The sequence below is a fragment of the Paenibacillus sp. 276b genome (assembly GCF_900107875.1).
GTDB lineage: Bacteria > Bacillota > Bacilli > Paenibacillales > Paenibacillaceae > Paenibacillus > Paenibacillus marchantiae.
This window is the reverse complement of the sequence record NZ_FNRR01000002.1, coordinates 920,703-935,061: the sequence shown is the minus strand read 5'-3', so window position 1 is coordinate 935,061 and position 14,359 is coordinate 920,703. Positions and strand designations below refer to the sequence as shown.

Below are 14,359 nucleotides of genomic sequence, written 5' to 3'. Positions count from 1 at the left end.
GAGTTAAAATAAAGCCTGAAGACAAATTCAGGTAACTCAGGAGGGATTGCAATCATGCAATACACGTACTTGGGAAAATCAGGTCTTAAAGTCAGCCGGATCTGTCTCGGCACGATGAACTTTGGTCCTGCTACAGACGAAAAAGAGGCATTCCGTATCATGGATGCGGCACTCGATGCTGGTGTGAACTTTTTTGATACCGCTAACATTTACGGCTGGGGCGAAAATTCGGGTCTCACCGAAGAAATCATTGGGCGCTGGTTTAAACAGGGCGGCGGCAGACGTGAAAAAGTTGTTCTTGCGACCAAAGTCTATGGCTCTATGCACGACGATACAGACGGTCCAAACAACGATGCAGGTCTCTCCGCTTACAAAATCAGACGGCATCTGGAAGGTTCCCTCCGCCGCCTGCAAACCGATCATGTTGAATTGTACCAGATGCACCATGTTGATCCCGCCATCTCGTGGGACGAGCTTTGGGGCGCATTTGAGAACGCTGTTCATCAAGGCAAAATTGGTTATGTAGGTTCAAGTAACTTTGCTGGTTGGCAGATTGCCGTTGCCCAAAGCGAGGCCAAAAATCGCCATTTCCTCGGTCTTGTATCCGAGCAGCATAAATACAGTCTTAACTGCCGTTTGCCTGAGCTCGAAGTGCTGCCCGCAGCGAAAGAACTGGGCCTTGGCGTTATTCCATGGAGTCCGCTTGATGGTGGTTTACTTGGACGCAATGCCCTCCAGAAGCTGGAAGGTACACGCAGTGGAGGCATTGCTGAACGGATTGAATCCCATCAAACTCAGTTGGAACAATTCGCAGCACTTTGCCGCGAACTCGGCGAACCACAGGATACCATAGCTTTGGCTTGGGTTGCCGCCAATCCAGCAGTTACCGCACCCATTATTGGGCCTCGTACGCTGGAGCAGTTTGAAACTGCGCTCAAATGTTTGGATGTTACTTTGGATGAAGCTGTCCTCAAACGTTTGGATGAAATCTTCCCAGGTCCGGGAGGACATGCTCCAAACGCTTATGCTTGGTAGTTTTAGCAATTAGCATGGACATATAGAATTTTTATCATAATGATTAGTTCGCTTCCCAGTAGGAAGGGGAAAGCTTTAGTTTTATGTTTCCTTCATATGCTCTTCGCTATGGGTAAGCTTCGCCAGCCCATCCTGAAAGGAAGCACCTGCTAGGCTTATAACTGCCAAAAAACAAGCACCCGGATTGGGTGCTTGTTTTTTTATTTCAGTTAAACGCGGTTTAACATTTATTGAACAGAATATGTGAGGTTCATGCTAATTGGCTTTCTAGCATACCAAGTAGAAGAACTTGATCCACTCATATTAAAACTAGCAGCTTTCAAAATGTCAAAGCTAATTCCAGAACTGGTGCCGTTAGTACTCGAGTATGTTAATACTCCACTACCACTAGCTTCGATTTTGTAAGTCGGGAATGTGTTATTTACCGGGATAGCAACTACATCTTTATCTTCCAGTGTAAAACCATTCGAATTAATAATTGACATCGTTTGACTAGCAATGCTATTTATTTGGGCAAAGCTTCCTGATCCTGATACAACCATTTTAACTAATAATTGAGTCTGAACAGGTCCATCCGTTCTTGTTTTAGAAGTTGAGAGAATGTTAGAGCTAGCTAAACCTAGAGCTTTTGCTTGTAAGTTAGCTTCTAAACTCTCACTGTAAACTTCAGCAACTTCGCCTGTGTTTTTGTCAATAACTTCAACTTTGACTGAATTTGCTTCTTCATGTCTTACAAGCTCTTGATCTTCCGCAACAGGGATATCGATAGTCGTTAATAACATTTTAACGCTTTCGGTTTGCAGACTATTTGACGAAGCTTCCGCCGAATTAGGTTGAACACTTACTAAAAACGAAAAGGATAACACCAGAGACAGAACAGTTTTGTACAATTTGCCCATTAAATATCACTCCTTCATTTTTTTGGGGATTGTTCATCACGACTTCACTATAAACCAACTGAGAAATTATGTAAAGTTTATAACATGTTTTTACTTACACTCAAAACAAAAAGTGCATAAGGCTAATGTCCTATTTATATTTTAAAACACAAAAAAAATCTCACTAGGAAACCTGCTGGTAATTTTATACTGTTTTTCATTTTCTCAAATGCTTTTTATCGCCTGTATTAAAGCTTCAAGAACCTTAATTAAGAATTATACAATTTTAATTATTTTCAGCAAAAAAAGGTGATTACATTCAGTTTTAGTTTATCTGAACATAATCACCTTCGCACAAAAATATTCTTTTAAAAACAGTACTTGAGACTCATTTTGAATTTTTCGATAAATTAGAGATTTACATTAACACGATTCGTATATGTCTTGCGTTTCTCAATCAACTTGTTCAATCCATCCACATAAGCACGTGCACTGGCACCCAGTATATCGGTACTTACGCCACGTCCTTGTACAGAAATCTGATTTTGAGTAAGTACGACGTGTACCTCACCCAGTGCATCCTTACCATGCGTAACAGATTTGATCGAGTAATCGGATAACGTTACTTCTTCTCCGCTCACTTGGTCAATGGCATTATAGATCGCATCTACTGATCCATTTCCTTCTGCTTGTTGTTCCACCGTATCACCATCAAGTGTAGCAATACGAACTTTAGCCGTTGGAGTAGATTCATCACCATACGTCACAAAGATGGATTCCAGTTTAAACACCTCAGGTGCATCCTGTAATTTCTCTTCGATGACCGCCAGCAAATCCTCATCTGTCACTTCTTTTTTCTTATCAGCCAGATCTTTGAATTGGGCAAAAGCACGGTTCAATGCTTCATCTTCCAGTTCATAACCGAGCTCAATCAAGCGCTCACGGAAGGCATGACGTCCCGAGTGTTTACCCAGTACGAGCTTACTTTCCTTCAGACCGATGGTCTCTGGCGTCATAATTTCGTATGTTGTTTTCTCTTTCAGCATGCCATCTTGGTGAATTCCGGATTCGTGTGCAAACGCATTCGCACCAACAATCGCTTTATTTCCAGGCACAACCATACCCGTCAAACGACTCACGAGGCGGCTGGTCCGAGCAATTTCAGAAAGTTGCAGCGAAGTTCTCGCCTGGAAAAATTCCTGACGTGTCTCCAGTGCCATGGCAATCTCTTCAATCGCGGTATTACCTGCACGTTCACCAATGCCGTTAATGGTGCCCTCAATTTGATCGGCTCCATTCAGAATGGCTGCAAGTGTGTTGGCAGTTGCCATCCCCAGGTCGTTATGACAGTGTGCACTCAGCTGCACCTTATCAATGTTGTGTACGTTTTCCTTAAGATGTTTGAAAATATTACCGTACTCATATGGGCTCAGATAGCCCACCGTATCCGGGATATTTACAACAGCTGCCCCTTCTTCCACTGCCATATTTACCATCTCAACGAGGAAATCATACTCGGTACGACCTGCGTCCTCCAACGAGAATTCAAGCTTCGAAAAAGTTTTCTTCGCATAACGAATTGCGGAACGAGCTGTATCGAGAACCTGAGCTCTGTCCATCCGCAATTTATGCTGACGGTGAATAGGTGAAGTTGCCAAAAAGATATGGATACACGGGTCTTGAGCGCCCTTCAATGCCTCTTTCACCGCATCGATATCCTGCTCTCTGGAGCGGGACAAGCCAATGACGGTAACGTTTTTGACCGCTTTGGCTACTGCATTAACTGCCGCCAAATCGCCTGGAGAGGCCGCGGGGAAACCGGCTTCCATCCGGTCAATACCAAGCCGCTCGAGCTGGTGCGCAATTTCAACCTTTTCACGAGTATTCAGATTGACCCCCGGGGATTGTTCTCCATCACGCAGCGTTGTGTCAAATACATAGATTTTACGCACGCCTCGCACCTCCTAGACTTGTATTTTATGTTCCTCTAAACCAGTAATAGCGGCACACGCATATGCACGGCCGCTATTCCCGGTTGAAGCTGTAAGTTTACTAGATTACCTTAAAACGAATGCTTACTTCTTGATCCAGTGCATCATCTCACGCAATTGTCCGCCAACCACTTCGATTGGGTGTTCAGCTTCATTGCGACGAGTTGCTGTCAGGAATGCACGACCGGATTGGTTTTCCAGGATGAAGTCACGTGCAAATTTACCTTGTTGGATATCTGTCAGAACTTCTTTCATTGCTTTCTTCGTATCTTCAGTTACTACGCGAGGTCCAGTTACATAGTCACCGTACTCAGCTGTGTTACTGATGGAATCACGCATGCTTGCAAGTCCACCTTCATACATCAGGTCAACGATCAATTTCAATTCGTGCAGACACTCGAAGTATGCCATTTCAGGAGCGTAACCCGCTTCTGTCAATGTTTCAAATCCAGCTTTTACCAGGGCGCTTACACCGCCACACAGAACAGCTTGCTCACCGAACAGGTCTGTTTCTGTTTCTTCACGGAAGGAAGTTTCGATAACCCCTGCACGCGTGCAACCGATACCTTTAGCATAAGCCAAACCGATATCTTTTGCTTTACCTGTTGCATCTTGCTCAATTGCGATCAGGCCCGGTACACCGAATCCTTCCACGTAGGTACGACGTACCATGTGACCAGGGGACTTAGGAGCTACCAGCAATACATCGCTGTCTTTTGGAGCAACGATTTGACCGAAATGAACATTGAAACCGTGGGAGAAGAGCAATGCAGCGCCTTTTTTCAGGTTTGGTTCGATTTCGTTTTTGTATACAGAAGCTTGTGTTTCGTCAGGCAGCAAAATTTGAACTACGTCTGCACGGCTAGTAGCTTCAGCCGGGGACAGAACTTCAAATCCGTCATTTTTTGCAGTGTCAAAAGATTTACCTTCACGAAGTCCGATGACTACGTTCAATCCACTGTCACGCAGGTTTTGAGCTTGGGCATGGCCCTGGCTACCGTAACCGATGACCGCAATCGTTTTTCCTTTCAATACGTTAAGCTCTGCATCCTGTTCATAATAAGTAGTTACTGGCATGTTTATAAGTCCTCCTTTGTATTGTAAAGAACCCTTCATTAATGAGCGGGTGTCTCAAGGGACCGGCACGCTTTTCCTGCTTTAGCGTCTCTGGTCTGATCCGATCCGTTCAGACACCCGCCCATTAATGCGGGTGTGTGGCTATATAGTCAAGCGTTACATCACTAAAATGTTAAATTGCAACTTGTACGGGACTGGCACCTCATCTAAGATGAACGGTATTTCTCAGCTTAATGCTGCTAACACATCATTGTCGTTCCGTCGATAAGCATCAGACCATGCTTTTTTTCTCAATATAATTGCTTAAACGTTGCCTCGTACCAATGCAGTTATGCCTGTACGTGACAGTTCGCGAATGCCGTATGGCTTAAGCAGTTCAATCATCGCATCAATTTTATCTGTATCCCCGACCACCTGTACAATCAGGCTGCCTGGACCAACATCTACAACAGATGCGCGGAATGTCTCCACCACACCCAGAATTTCTGGTCGTTCAGATGGCTCTGCCTTTACCTTGATCAATGCAAGTTCACGGGCAACCATCGGTTTCAGACTGAAATCAACCACTTTGATGACATCGATGATTTTGTAGAGTTGCTTTTCAATCTGTTCCAACGTTTTGTCATCACCGATCGTCACAATGACCATCCGGGACAAACCCGGTTCCTCGGACTGACCTACCGTGATGCTCTCAATGTTGAATCCCCGTCGACCGAACAACCCTGATACCCGCTGCAGGACGCCAGGCTGATCGTTGACCAATATCGAAATCGTATGTCTTATCATTCCTCAGCATCCCCCATCAGCATTTGATCGATTGTCGCTCCTTGCGGAACCATTGGATATACGTTTTCTTCCTTGCGTACTACGAATTCAACAACGACCGGTCCTGGTGTATCCAGGGCTTCTTGCCAAGCACGCTCGGCTTCTTCCTTGTTGGTTGCACGCAATCCTTTTACGCCATAAGCTTCAGCAAGTTTTACAAAATCAGGGCTGCCTGCCAGATCGATATGACTGTAACGGTTCTCATAGATGATCTCTTGCCACTGACGTACCATTCCAAGGACCTGATTGTTGATAATAACAATTTTCACCGGGATATTGTTAATGGCACAGATTGCGAGTTCTTGAGAACACATCTGCATTCCGCCATCACCGTTGATGGAAATAACGAGTCTGTCCGGGTTGGCCATTTGAGCACCGATTGCAGAAGGGAATCCAAAACCCATCGTTCCCAGTCCACCAGAGGTTACCCATGAACGTGGTTGGTTGAATTTGTAATACTGAGCAGCCCACATTTGATGCTGTCCAACGTCCGTAGTCACGATTGCTTCGCCTTTGGTTGTATCATTGAGCATTTCCACAACCCATTGCGGTTTTAATACTTCATCTGAATCTGTGTAGCTGTAAGGTTTCTCTTGTTTCCATTGTTTGATCTGATCTCTCCAAGCATCCGCACGTTCAGCACGTTGAACCTCTTTGTTCGCTATTTCGAGAACCGTTTTCACATCACCAACGATTGGAATGTCGGTTGCGATGTTTTTGCCGATTTCAGCCGGATCAATATCAATGTGCACAATTTTGGCATGTGGAGCGAATCCATCCAGCTTGCCTGTTACCCTGTCATCGAAGCGTGCGCCGATGTTGATGAGCAAATCCGATTTTTGTATCGCCTGATTGGAAGTGTATGTTCCGTGCATACCCGGCATCCCGGTCCACAATTCGTGACCACTCGGGAATGCTCCAAGTCCGAGAAGTGTTGTCGTGATTGGAATGCCTGTCTTCTCCACAAATTCGAACAGCGCTTCGTGTCCACCGGAGTAAACTACACCGCCGCCTGCCAGAATCATCGGACGTTCCGCTTCCTGAATCGCCTGAGCCAGACGATCAACCTGAAGTTTGTTCGGTACTGTCCGTGGGTTGTACCCTCTCAATGTAACAGGTTCAGTCACCGGTTCAAACAACGTTTTGTTTGCCGATACATCCTTCGGAATGTCGATCAATACGGGACCTTTACGACCTGTATTCGCAATATGGAATGCCTCATGAATGACACGTGGCAGATCTTCTACGTCTTTTACCAGGTAACTGTGTTTGGTGATTGGCATTGTGATTCCGGTGATGTCCGCTTCCTGGAAAGCATCTGAGCCGATCAGGCTGGAAATTACATTTCCCGTAATGACTACGAGTGGTACGGAATCCATATACGCTGTTGCAATACCCGTAACTAAATTCGTTGCTCCAGGTCCGGAGGTAGCGATACAGACACCCACTTTTCCGCTCGCCCGTGCATATCCGTCAGCTGCATGAATGGCGCCTTGTTCGTGACGGGTTAACACGTGCTTGAAATCCTCGAAACCATACATCGCATCGTAAATGTACAACACTGCGCCGCCCGGGTAACCAAAAACACACTCTACACCTTCCAGCAACAAGCTTCTCAACAGAATTTCGGAACCGCTAATGACCTCCGGCTTCATCCATTTTTCACGTAATTCATCTGTCGATCGTACTTCTGGAATTTGAGCTCCCATCAGTCATCCTCCTCTCGGAATTTACATCATTCTGACATTTAAAGTTACAAAAAAAACCTTCCATCCCTGCAAACAAGTTTATGCTTGCGAGGGACGAAAGGCTGTTGCTTCCGTGGTACCACCCAACTTTGTCCGAAATTTCGCAATAACGGACCTTACCAGGTACAAAAAACGATAGATCAAACGGATATACCCGTTCTCCATACCTGTTGTCTGTAACGCAGACATACGATTTTCCCTAATAATCCAATGGAGTGACATCCAATGCTTTTCAGGAAAACAGCTCCGAGGTGAGCTCGTATATAAGGGGTAATGGTGGTGGTTTCAGCAATTCCAGCCACTCTCTGAGCAAAAGAGCCCTTAAAACTTCGTCCTCTTCATAGCCGATGAAATATTCTCGTTAAATGTTAGGAACATTATATGATTCCTCCAACCGATAAGTCAATACCCCTTTTGTATAAAAATTCAGAACGTCCCTAATCCTTCACTCTCCATCTTTTACGTTACCCCATTCCCAACGCGTCATTCAGTCACCTTTCAACATGCCTCAGGCATAGGATATACGAGCAGCACGACTGGTCCTGAAAGGAGACTTCCGATGGTGATTCGGCAACGTAAATCCAAGCTGGATGATGTCGCCATAATGAGGCTGATTGACTCTCAACTTGTTCCTCTATCTCATATGAGTGAAAGTGAAATTAATAAAATACGCAAAGAAATACCCCTGCGAATGAACAGGGGCATGACCTTTGTTGTCTCACAAAATCCTGACAACGAAGCCGTCGCATTCATCCATTTTCTCATGCACGGTGAACTGCTGTATGTGGATATGATGGCTGTTGCCACAAAAGAACAGCGAAAGAAATGCGGTCAGACCTTGCTGCTCAAAGCGGAAAATTTTGCGGCATCTCGTGGTTGCAAAAGATCCAAAGTGATGGTGGACGAAGGCAATACCAAGGGTCTTCGATTTTACCAGAAAAATGGATATAGCACCATTCGATACATTATGTTAAGCCGCTGTTACGAGTTAGAAAAAACATTATAAATCTGTTTAGAAAAAGCCCGGTGGCCGTGATCCATAGGGTCCATATCCTGGGCCTGGGCCATATCCACCACCAAATCCCGGTCCATACCCTGGTCCTGGTTTTGGTCCCGGGCCATATCCAGGACCACCACCTGGACCAAAACCGAATCCAGGGCCAGGGCCGTAAGCATAAGGAAGCGTAGCGATGGCGAGTAAATCAAATAATACCAATGGCAAAATAGCTTTGGTGTGTACTTTTTTGCCAACGTGACGTTTCAGCACCAATTTATTACCCGATACTTTCAACAGTCTTCCGGTTACCCGAGTACCGTCTTTTTTGATCGCGATAATATTTTTGCCTATTAATTTCATCGCTGCATCACGCGTAACATGTTGTTTCATACTTTCCCCTCCTCCTCGGATCGTTCAAAACAGTGTATTCGTCCAGAGCCGGCTTCGCCTGTTTCTTTGTCCCTAAATGAAAATATGGGTGCCTTTCTCTATAACAGTTTAAAAAACTAGTAATCTGATATTTTTCTTTGTGAAACAAAAAAAGGTTCGCACGAGGCGAACCTTTTCTAGTAAAGCATTATGCGGGAAATCATAATTCTGTCGTTACCTTTTCCCAGGGTCGTACGCTTCACCGAGTGCAGACGGAGCAGAAGAACGTCCGACAGCTGCTACAAGTACGATAAGTGTTAATAAGTAAGGCAACATATAAATAATTTCCTGGGGAATACTTTGGGTCCATTCAAACATCTGTACGTAGTTACGAATGGCTTGTGAAAAACCGAAAAATACAGCGGCGCCAAAAGCACCGATTGGATTCCATTTACCAAAAATCATCGCCGCAATTGCAATATAACCTTGACCAGAAACAGTATTATGCGAGAACGTCCCTGTTGTAGTCAATGTAATTGCCGCGCCGCCAACAGCAGCAAGCGCGCCACTGATCATAACAGCAATATAACGGTAACGACGAACTTTAACACCTACGGTATCTGCCGCACTCGGATGTTCACCTACAGAACGAAGACGTAACCCGAATGGCGTTTTGAACATGATGTAATACGTAAGGAAAACAAAAAGAATAGCCAGATATGTTGTTGGGTAGACATTTTTGAAGAATGCTTCCCCTAATAAAGGTATATTCTCCAGCACCGGCACATTGAACTTATTAAATCCTTGTACCAATGGGGAATCTCCCGCACCCTCGAACAACAACTTAACCAAATATAGTGTACTTCCTGTCGCCAGAAAGTTAATTACAATACCGCTGATAATTTGGTCCGCCTTAAATGTAATAGAGGCAACCGCATGAATTAGCGATACAACCACTCCAAGTACTACTGCGAACAAAATCCCCATCCAGGCAGACGTCGTTCCACCCATGCCAGCTTCTTGTGCATAATGCGCAGCAATCCCCGCAGCAAACGCCCCAAATACCATGAAACCTTCAAGTCCAAGGTTGGTCACACCGGATTTTTCCGAGAAAATCCCACCCAGGGATGCAAAAATCAATGCCGTGGCAAAGACAAGCGTCGTATTGATAATTTGCCCAATTGTCAACAAGTCCATCTACAACACCTTCTCTTTCTTGCGCTTGGAATAGAACGGTTTAAGTACCCAGCGCACGATGCCTTGTGCCGCAATGAAGAAGATAATCGAACCGATAACAATCCGAATAATCTCGGGCGGTACATCCGCAGCAAAGCTCATTCCCGCAGATCCATATGTGAGCGTACCAAACAGCAATGCGCCGAGCAGCACACCAAACGGATGGTTTAATCCTATAAGTGCAACGGCTATACCATCAAATCCAGTTCCAGGTGAACCTGTCATTAGTGTTTGGTAATGGAATACCCCCAACACCTGAAAAGCCCCTCCAACACCTGCAAGCATACCGCTAATAAACATGGCTTTTACGATATTGCGATTGACATGCATACCTGCATACTCAGCCGCATTGGGGTTAAGACCAACCGCTCGAATTTCATAACCTTGTTTCGTTTTCCACATGTAAATATAGAAGACCACGGCTATAGCTAAAGCAATTAAAGTTCCAAGATGAACACGTGAGTTTCCCATTAATTCGGAGAGCCAAGTAAGGCTTATCGAAGCAGAATCACTAATATCTGCTGAGCGGTTCTCGCCTGGAAGTAATAGAAATTGCCGAACGATCAGGTTGGCCAGATACAGACCAATCCAGTTCAGCATGATACTACTGATAACTTCGTTAACCCCACGCGCTGCTTTCAGGTAACCGGCAATAGCTGCCCACAAACCACCAAATACCGCACCAGCAATCAATGCCAGTGGAGCATGAATGTAGATTGGCAGACCTGTAAGCTTCACGCCTACAAAAGTCGCCGCAGTCATACCGACGAGGAATTGACCTTCTCCCCCGATATTAAACAGTCCTGCACGTGCCGCAAATGCAAATGCAAGTCCTGTCATAATCAGTGGTGTCATTTCCCGAACAGCTTCACCAAAATTGTACATGTCTCCGAAAACCTTCGTAAACAATGCACTGTACGCTTCAATTGGGTTGTATCCGCCGATCAGCATGACAATACCACCAAGGATCAAACCCATAATGATGGCTACAACAGGTAATATAAATGAATCACGGGTAAACCATTTTAATACGTTATTCATGCACAGTACCTCTCTTTTGGGTGCTGCCCGCCATCATCAAGCCGAGCTCCCTGTCATTGGTTTCTTCCGGCAGCACCTCGCCCACGATCTGTCCTTCATAGATGACGGCAATTCGGTCGGATACGTTGATAATTTCATCCAGCTCGAATGAGATCAGCAATACCGCTTTGCCCTGATCACGTTGTGCAATCAATTGTTTTTGAACAAACTCAATAGCACCTACGTCCAGACCACGAGTTGGCTGGGCAGCAATAAGCAGTTCAGGATTTTTATCAACCTCACGTGCGATAATAGCTTTCTGTTGGTTCCCTCCCGATAAGGAGCGGGCTTTTGTTTCAATGCTTGGTGTACGCACATCAAATGCCTCGACAAGACGCTTCGCTTGCTTCTTGATCGCATCAAAGTTAAGGAATCCTTTACGCGTATACGGAGCTTTATAATATGATTCCAGGACGATATTTTCACTCACAGAAAAATCAAGAACAAGTCCATGCTTGTGCCGGTCTTCCGGAATATGGGCTACACCCGACTCCGAAATATGGCGCGGAGAATGATTAGACAGTTCTTTACCCTCAAGGCGAATCGAACCGCTATCTACTTTACGCAGTCCGGTAAGAGCCTCAATCAGTTCGCTCTGTCCATTACCATCGACACCTGCGATTCCTACGATCTCTCCTGCACGTACATTCAGGTTGAGTTCGTTCAGAACCGAGATACCTTCTTTATTTTTGGCGGTCAATTTGCTAACTTCAAGCACATTTTTTCCTGGTGTAGCCGTTTTTTTGTCCACTTTAAATGTGACATTTCGACCAACCATTTTTTCTGCCAACTCATTCGGATTCGTTTCTGATGTTATAACTGAATCAATCACTTTACCACGGCGAATAATCGTCACCGTATCGGAGATTTCCATGATTTCTTTCAGTTTGTGTGTAATCAGAATAATGGACTTGCCTTCGGCCACCAACTTTTTCATGATTACCATCAGTTCTTTGATTTCCTGAGGTGTTAATACAGCAGTAGGCTCGTCAAAGATAAGAATGTCTGCACCACGATACAACGTTTTTACAATTTCAACACGTTGCTGCATTCCGACGGAAATGTCATGAATTTTGGCATGCGGATTCACTTTGAGTCCATACTGTTCAGACAGACGCTGCACTTCAGCAGCAGCTTTTTTATAATTAATGTTGAGACCTTTCCTTGGTTCAGATCCCAAAATAATGTTCTCTGTTACCGTGAACGGCTGTACAAGCTTAAAGTGCTGATGCACCATGCCGATGCCAAGATCGATTGCTTTGTTAGGGCTGTCGATGATGACAGGCTTGCCATTCACTTCAATGGAACCTTCATCCGGCTGATAGAGACCAAAGACAATATTCATCAACGTTGATTTACCAGCGCCGTTTTCGCCCAGTAGAGCATGGATCTCGCCTTTACGAAGCTGAAGGCTGATGGCGTCGTTGGCAACAATGCCTGGGAAACGCTTCGTGATTTGTTTCAACTCAACGACGGGGGTTGCTGCACCCATGTAATCACCCTTATACCTGATATAGTGTGGTTCCGCAAACGTAAGAAAAACGTCTAACGACGTTCATTCAAGGAAGATGACCGCATTTTAGCGGTACTTTTTCTTAGGATCATCGAATCCTTCAGTTTCACCGAAACTTCTGCATTCCATAATCTTAAGAAAAGCTCCTACCGGAGCGTTGATACGAAGTCTTTTTGCTTTTGCCGTGGGATAATCCCCAAGCACATAATGCGTAGCTTGTACAATTGTTATGATGACCTGAGCAAATTTTCCTACTCTGACAATCATAAGGCCGGTCAAGACCGGCCTCGATGATTATTCATTTGTACAACAGAATCAAATTACTCTGTAGGAATTTTGATTTCGCCGTTGATGATTTTTTCTTTGTACTCGTCCACTTTTGCAAGTATATCCGCAGATACATTGGCAGTTGAAGTATCAGCAATACCTACACCATTGTCCTTCAACGTCAGAGTTTCAGCTCCGCCTTTGAATGTTCCATCAATGATTTCTTGGTTTACGCGCTTAACAGCTTCGTCAACTTTTTTGATCATGGAAGTCAGTGTTACCTCGTCACCAAACTCCAGGGATTGGTCTTTATCCACACCAATAACCCATACATCTTGACCTTGTTTCTTACGAGCGATCGCTTCGTTGAACACACCATTACCTGTAGCACCAGATGCGTGGAAGATAATGTCTACGCCTTGATTATACATAGTAGCAGCTGCGGCTTTACCCAAGTCAGGTTTATCAAAAGCACCTGCGTAGTTTGGAATAAATTGGGCGTCAGGATTAACTGCTTTTACTCCTTCTCTGAACCCTACTTCAAATTTCTTAATAAGAGTGCTCTCAGCTCCACCTACAAAACCAATCTTATTAGTTTTAGTAGTCAGGCCAGCAACTACTCCCACAAGGAAAGAACCTTCTTCTTCTGCAAAAGTAACTGATTTAACGTTAGGAGCATCAACTACACTATCAATAATCGCAAGCTTGGAGTCTGGATTTTGATCAGCCACAGATTTAATGGCTTTTTCTAGCTGATAACCGATACCCCAAGTCAGATCATATCCACCTTTAACGAACTCGTTCAGGTTTGGAATGTACTCTTCATCGGATTTACTTTGCAGGTATTTAACAGCTACACCTGTTTCAGTTTCAGTTGCTTGCAGAGCTTCCCAAGCGGATTGGTTAAACGATTTGTCGTTAACTCCACCTACGTCAGTAACCATACCGATTTTCAAATCGGATTTAGCTTCAGTGTTTTCTCCACCTGCAGTTCCTCCGGCATTTGTTTCCTCTTTCGGTTTGCTACCGCAACCTGCGAGCATAACCGATACTGCCAGCAACATGACCAAAGACAAGCTGAGCATCTTTTTCATTTCTCTGTTCCCCCTTAATGATATATACCTAATTCCTGTCCAGGCCAAAATGGAACGGATCAACAGATCGATAATATGGCTTTTATGCAGAATGTATGGTTTCTTCGACATTAAAAGCGCATTCTTACCACTAAACAATTGTGTCACCTGTCGAAAAACCGAACATTATGACTTGAAGAGAAAATTTTAGGACTAGCCTACTAGAGGTGATTATACATTCAACCCGTGGTAAAATCCAGATGTTTCATC

General features: G+C 44.6%; 13 protein-coding genes. 2 read left to right on the top strand and 11 right to left on the bottom strand.

The genetic code is table 11. The annotated features are described in order from the left end of the window. The first annotated feature begins 54 nt into the window (after window positions 1-54). Complete coding sequence (locus BLV50_RS15300; protein WP_076289930.1) at window positions 55-1,035, top strand: aldo/keto reductase; 981 nt, start codon at window positions 55-57, stop codon at window positions 1,033-1,035. A 227-nt stretch (window positions 1,036-1,262) separates the two neighbouring features. Here the strand turns inward: BLV50_RS15300 and BLV50_RS15295 are convergent, their stop codons facing one another. The 5 genes from BLV50_RS15295 to ilvB all read right to left on the bottom strand — a co-directional run bounded on the left by BLV50_RS15295 (window position 1,263) and on the right by ilvB (window position 7,515). After that, window positions 1,263-1,934: a hypothetical protein gene (locus BLV50_RS15295; protein ID WP_090808635.1), complete on the bottom strand. Its 672-nt coding sequence runs from the start codon at window positions 1,932-1,934 to the stop codon at window positions 1,263-1,265. 389 nt (window positions 1,935-2,323) lie between these two features. Beyond that, window positions 2,324-3,865 (bottom strand): 2-isopropylmalate synthase, encoded by a 1,542-nt coding sequence (locus BLV50_RS15290; RefSeq protein WP_063564198.1) that lies wholly within the window; start codon window positions 3,863-3,865, stop codon window positions 2,324-2,326. Window positions 3,866-3,988: 123 nt separating this feature from the next. Continuing rightward, window positions 3,989-4,981 (bottom strand): ketol-acid reductoisomerase, encoded by a 993-nt coding sequence (gene ilvC, locus BLV50_RS15285; RefSeq protein WP_053780427.1) that lies wholly within the window; start codon window positions 4,979-4,981, stop codon window positions 3,989-3,991. 303 nt (window positions 4,982-5,284) lie between these two features. Then, on the bottom strand, window positions 5,285-5,767 hold the full coding sequence (gene ilvN / locus BLV50_RS15280; RefSeq protein ID WP_024628317.1) for an acetolactate synthase small subunit: 483 nt from the start codon (window positions 5,765-5,767) through the stop codon (window positions 5,285-5,287). Next, the gene (gene ilvB / locus BLV50_RS15275) at window positions 5,764-7,515 is read right to left on the bottom strand and encodes a biosynthetic-type acetolactate synthase large subunit (protein ID WP_063564197.1); all 1,752 of its coding nucleotides are present in this window, start codon (window positions 7,513-7,515) and stop codon (window positions 5,764-5,766) included. The genes ilvN and ilvB overlap by 4 nt, the downstream gene beginning before the upstream one ends. 601 nt (window positions 7,516-8,116) lie before the next feature. Here ilvB and BLV50_RS15270 point away from each other — a divergent pair. Continuing rightward, complete coding sequence (locus tag BLV50_RS15270; RefSeq protein ID WP_090808848.1) at window positions 8,117-8,560, top strand: GNAT family N-acetyltransferase; 444 nt, start codon at window positions 8,117-8,119, stop codon at window positions 8,558-8,560. Between the two features lie 6 nt (window positions 8,561-8,566). Here BLV50_RS15270 and BLV50_RS15265 read toward each other — a convergent pair whose 3' ends face one another. From BLV50_RS15265 to BLV50_RS15240, 6 genes are all read right to left on the bottom strand, one after another. Continuing rightward, the gene (locus BLV50_RS15265; protein WP_090808633.1) at window positions 8,567-8,941 is read right to left on the bottom strand and encodes a hypothetical protein; all 375 of its coding nucleotides are present in this window, start codon (window positions 8,939-8,941) and stop codon (window positions 8,567-8,569) included. Between the two features lie 213 nt (window positions 8,942-9,154). Then, window positions 9,155-10,117 carry an ABC transporter permease gene (locus BLV50_RS15260; protein ID WP_090808631.1) on the bottom strand — a complete coding sequence of 321 codons (963 nt, stop codon included), beginning with the start codon at window positions 10,115-10,117 and terminating at the stop codon, window positions 9,155-9,157. Beyond that, complete coding sequence (locus BLV50_RS15255) at window positions 10,118-11,197, bottom strand: ABC transporter permease (RefSeq protein ID WP_090808629.1); 1,080 nt, start codon at window positions 11,195-11,197, stop codon at window positions 10,118-10,120. After that, window positions 11,190-12,728 carry an ABC transporter ATP-binding protein gene (locus tag BLV50_RS15250; protein WP_090808627.1) on the bottom strand — a complete coding sequence of 513 codons (1,539 nt, stop codon included), beginning with the start codon at window positions 12,726-12,728 and terminating at the stop codon, window positions 11,190-11,192. Before BLV50_RS15250 ends, BLV50_RS15255 begins: the two co-directional genes overlap by 8 nt. Before the next feature lie 87 nt (window positions 12,729-12,815). Continuing rightward, window positions 12,816-13,016 carry a hypothetical protein gene (locus BLV50_RS15245; RefSeq protein ID WP_218135399.1) on the bottom strand — a complete coding sequence of 67 codons (201 nt, stop codon included), beginning with the start codon at window positions 13,014-13,016 and terminating at the stop codon, window positions 12,816-12,818. A 53-nt stretch (window positions 13,017-13,069) separates the two neighbouring features. Further along, window positions 13,070-14,110, bottom strand: a complete 1,041-nt coding sequence (locus BLV50_RS15240) for a BMP family lipoprotein (RefSeq protein WP_090808623.1) — start codon at window positions 14,108-14,110, stop codon at window positions 13,070-13,072. Window positions 14,111-14,359: the final 249 nt, after the last annotated feature.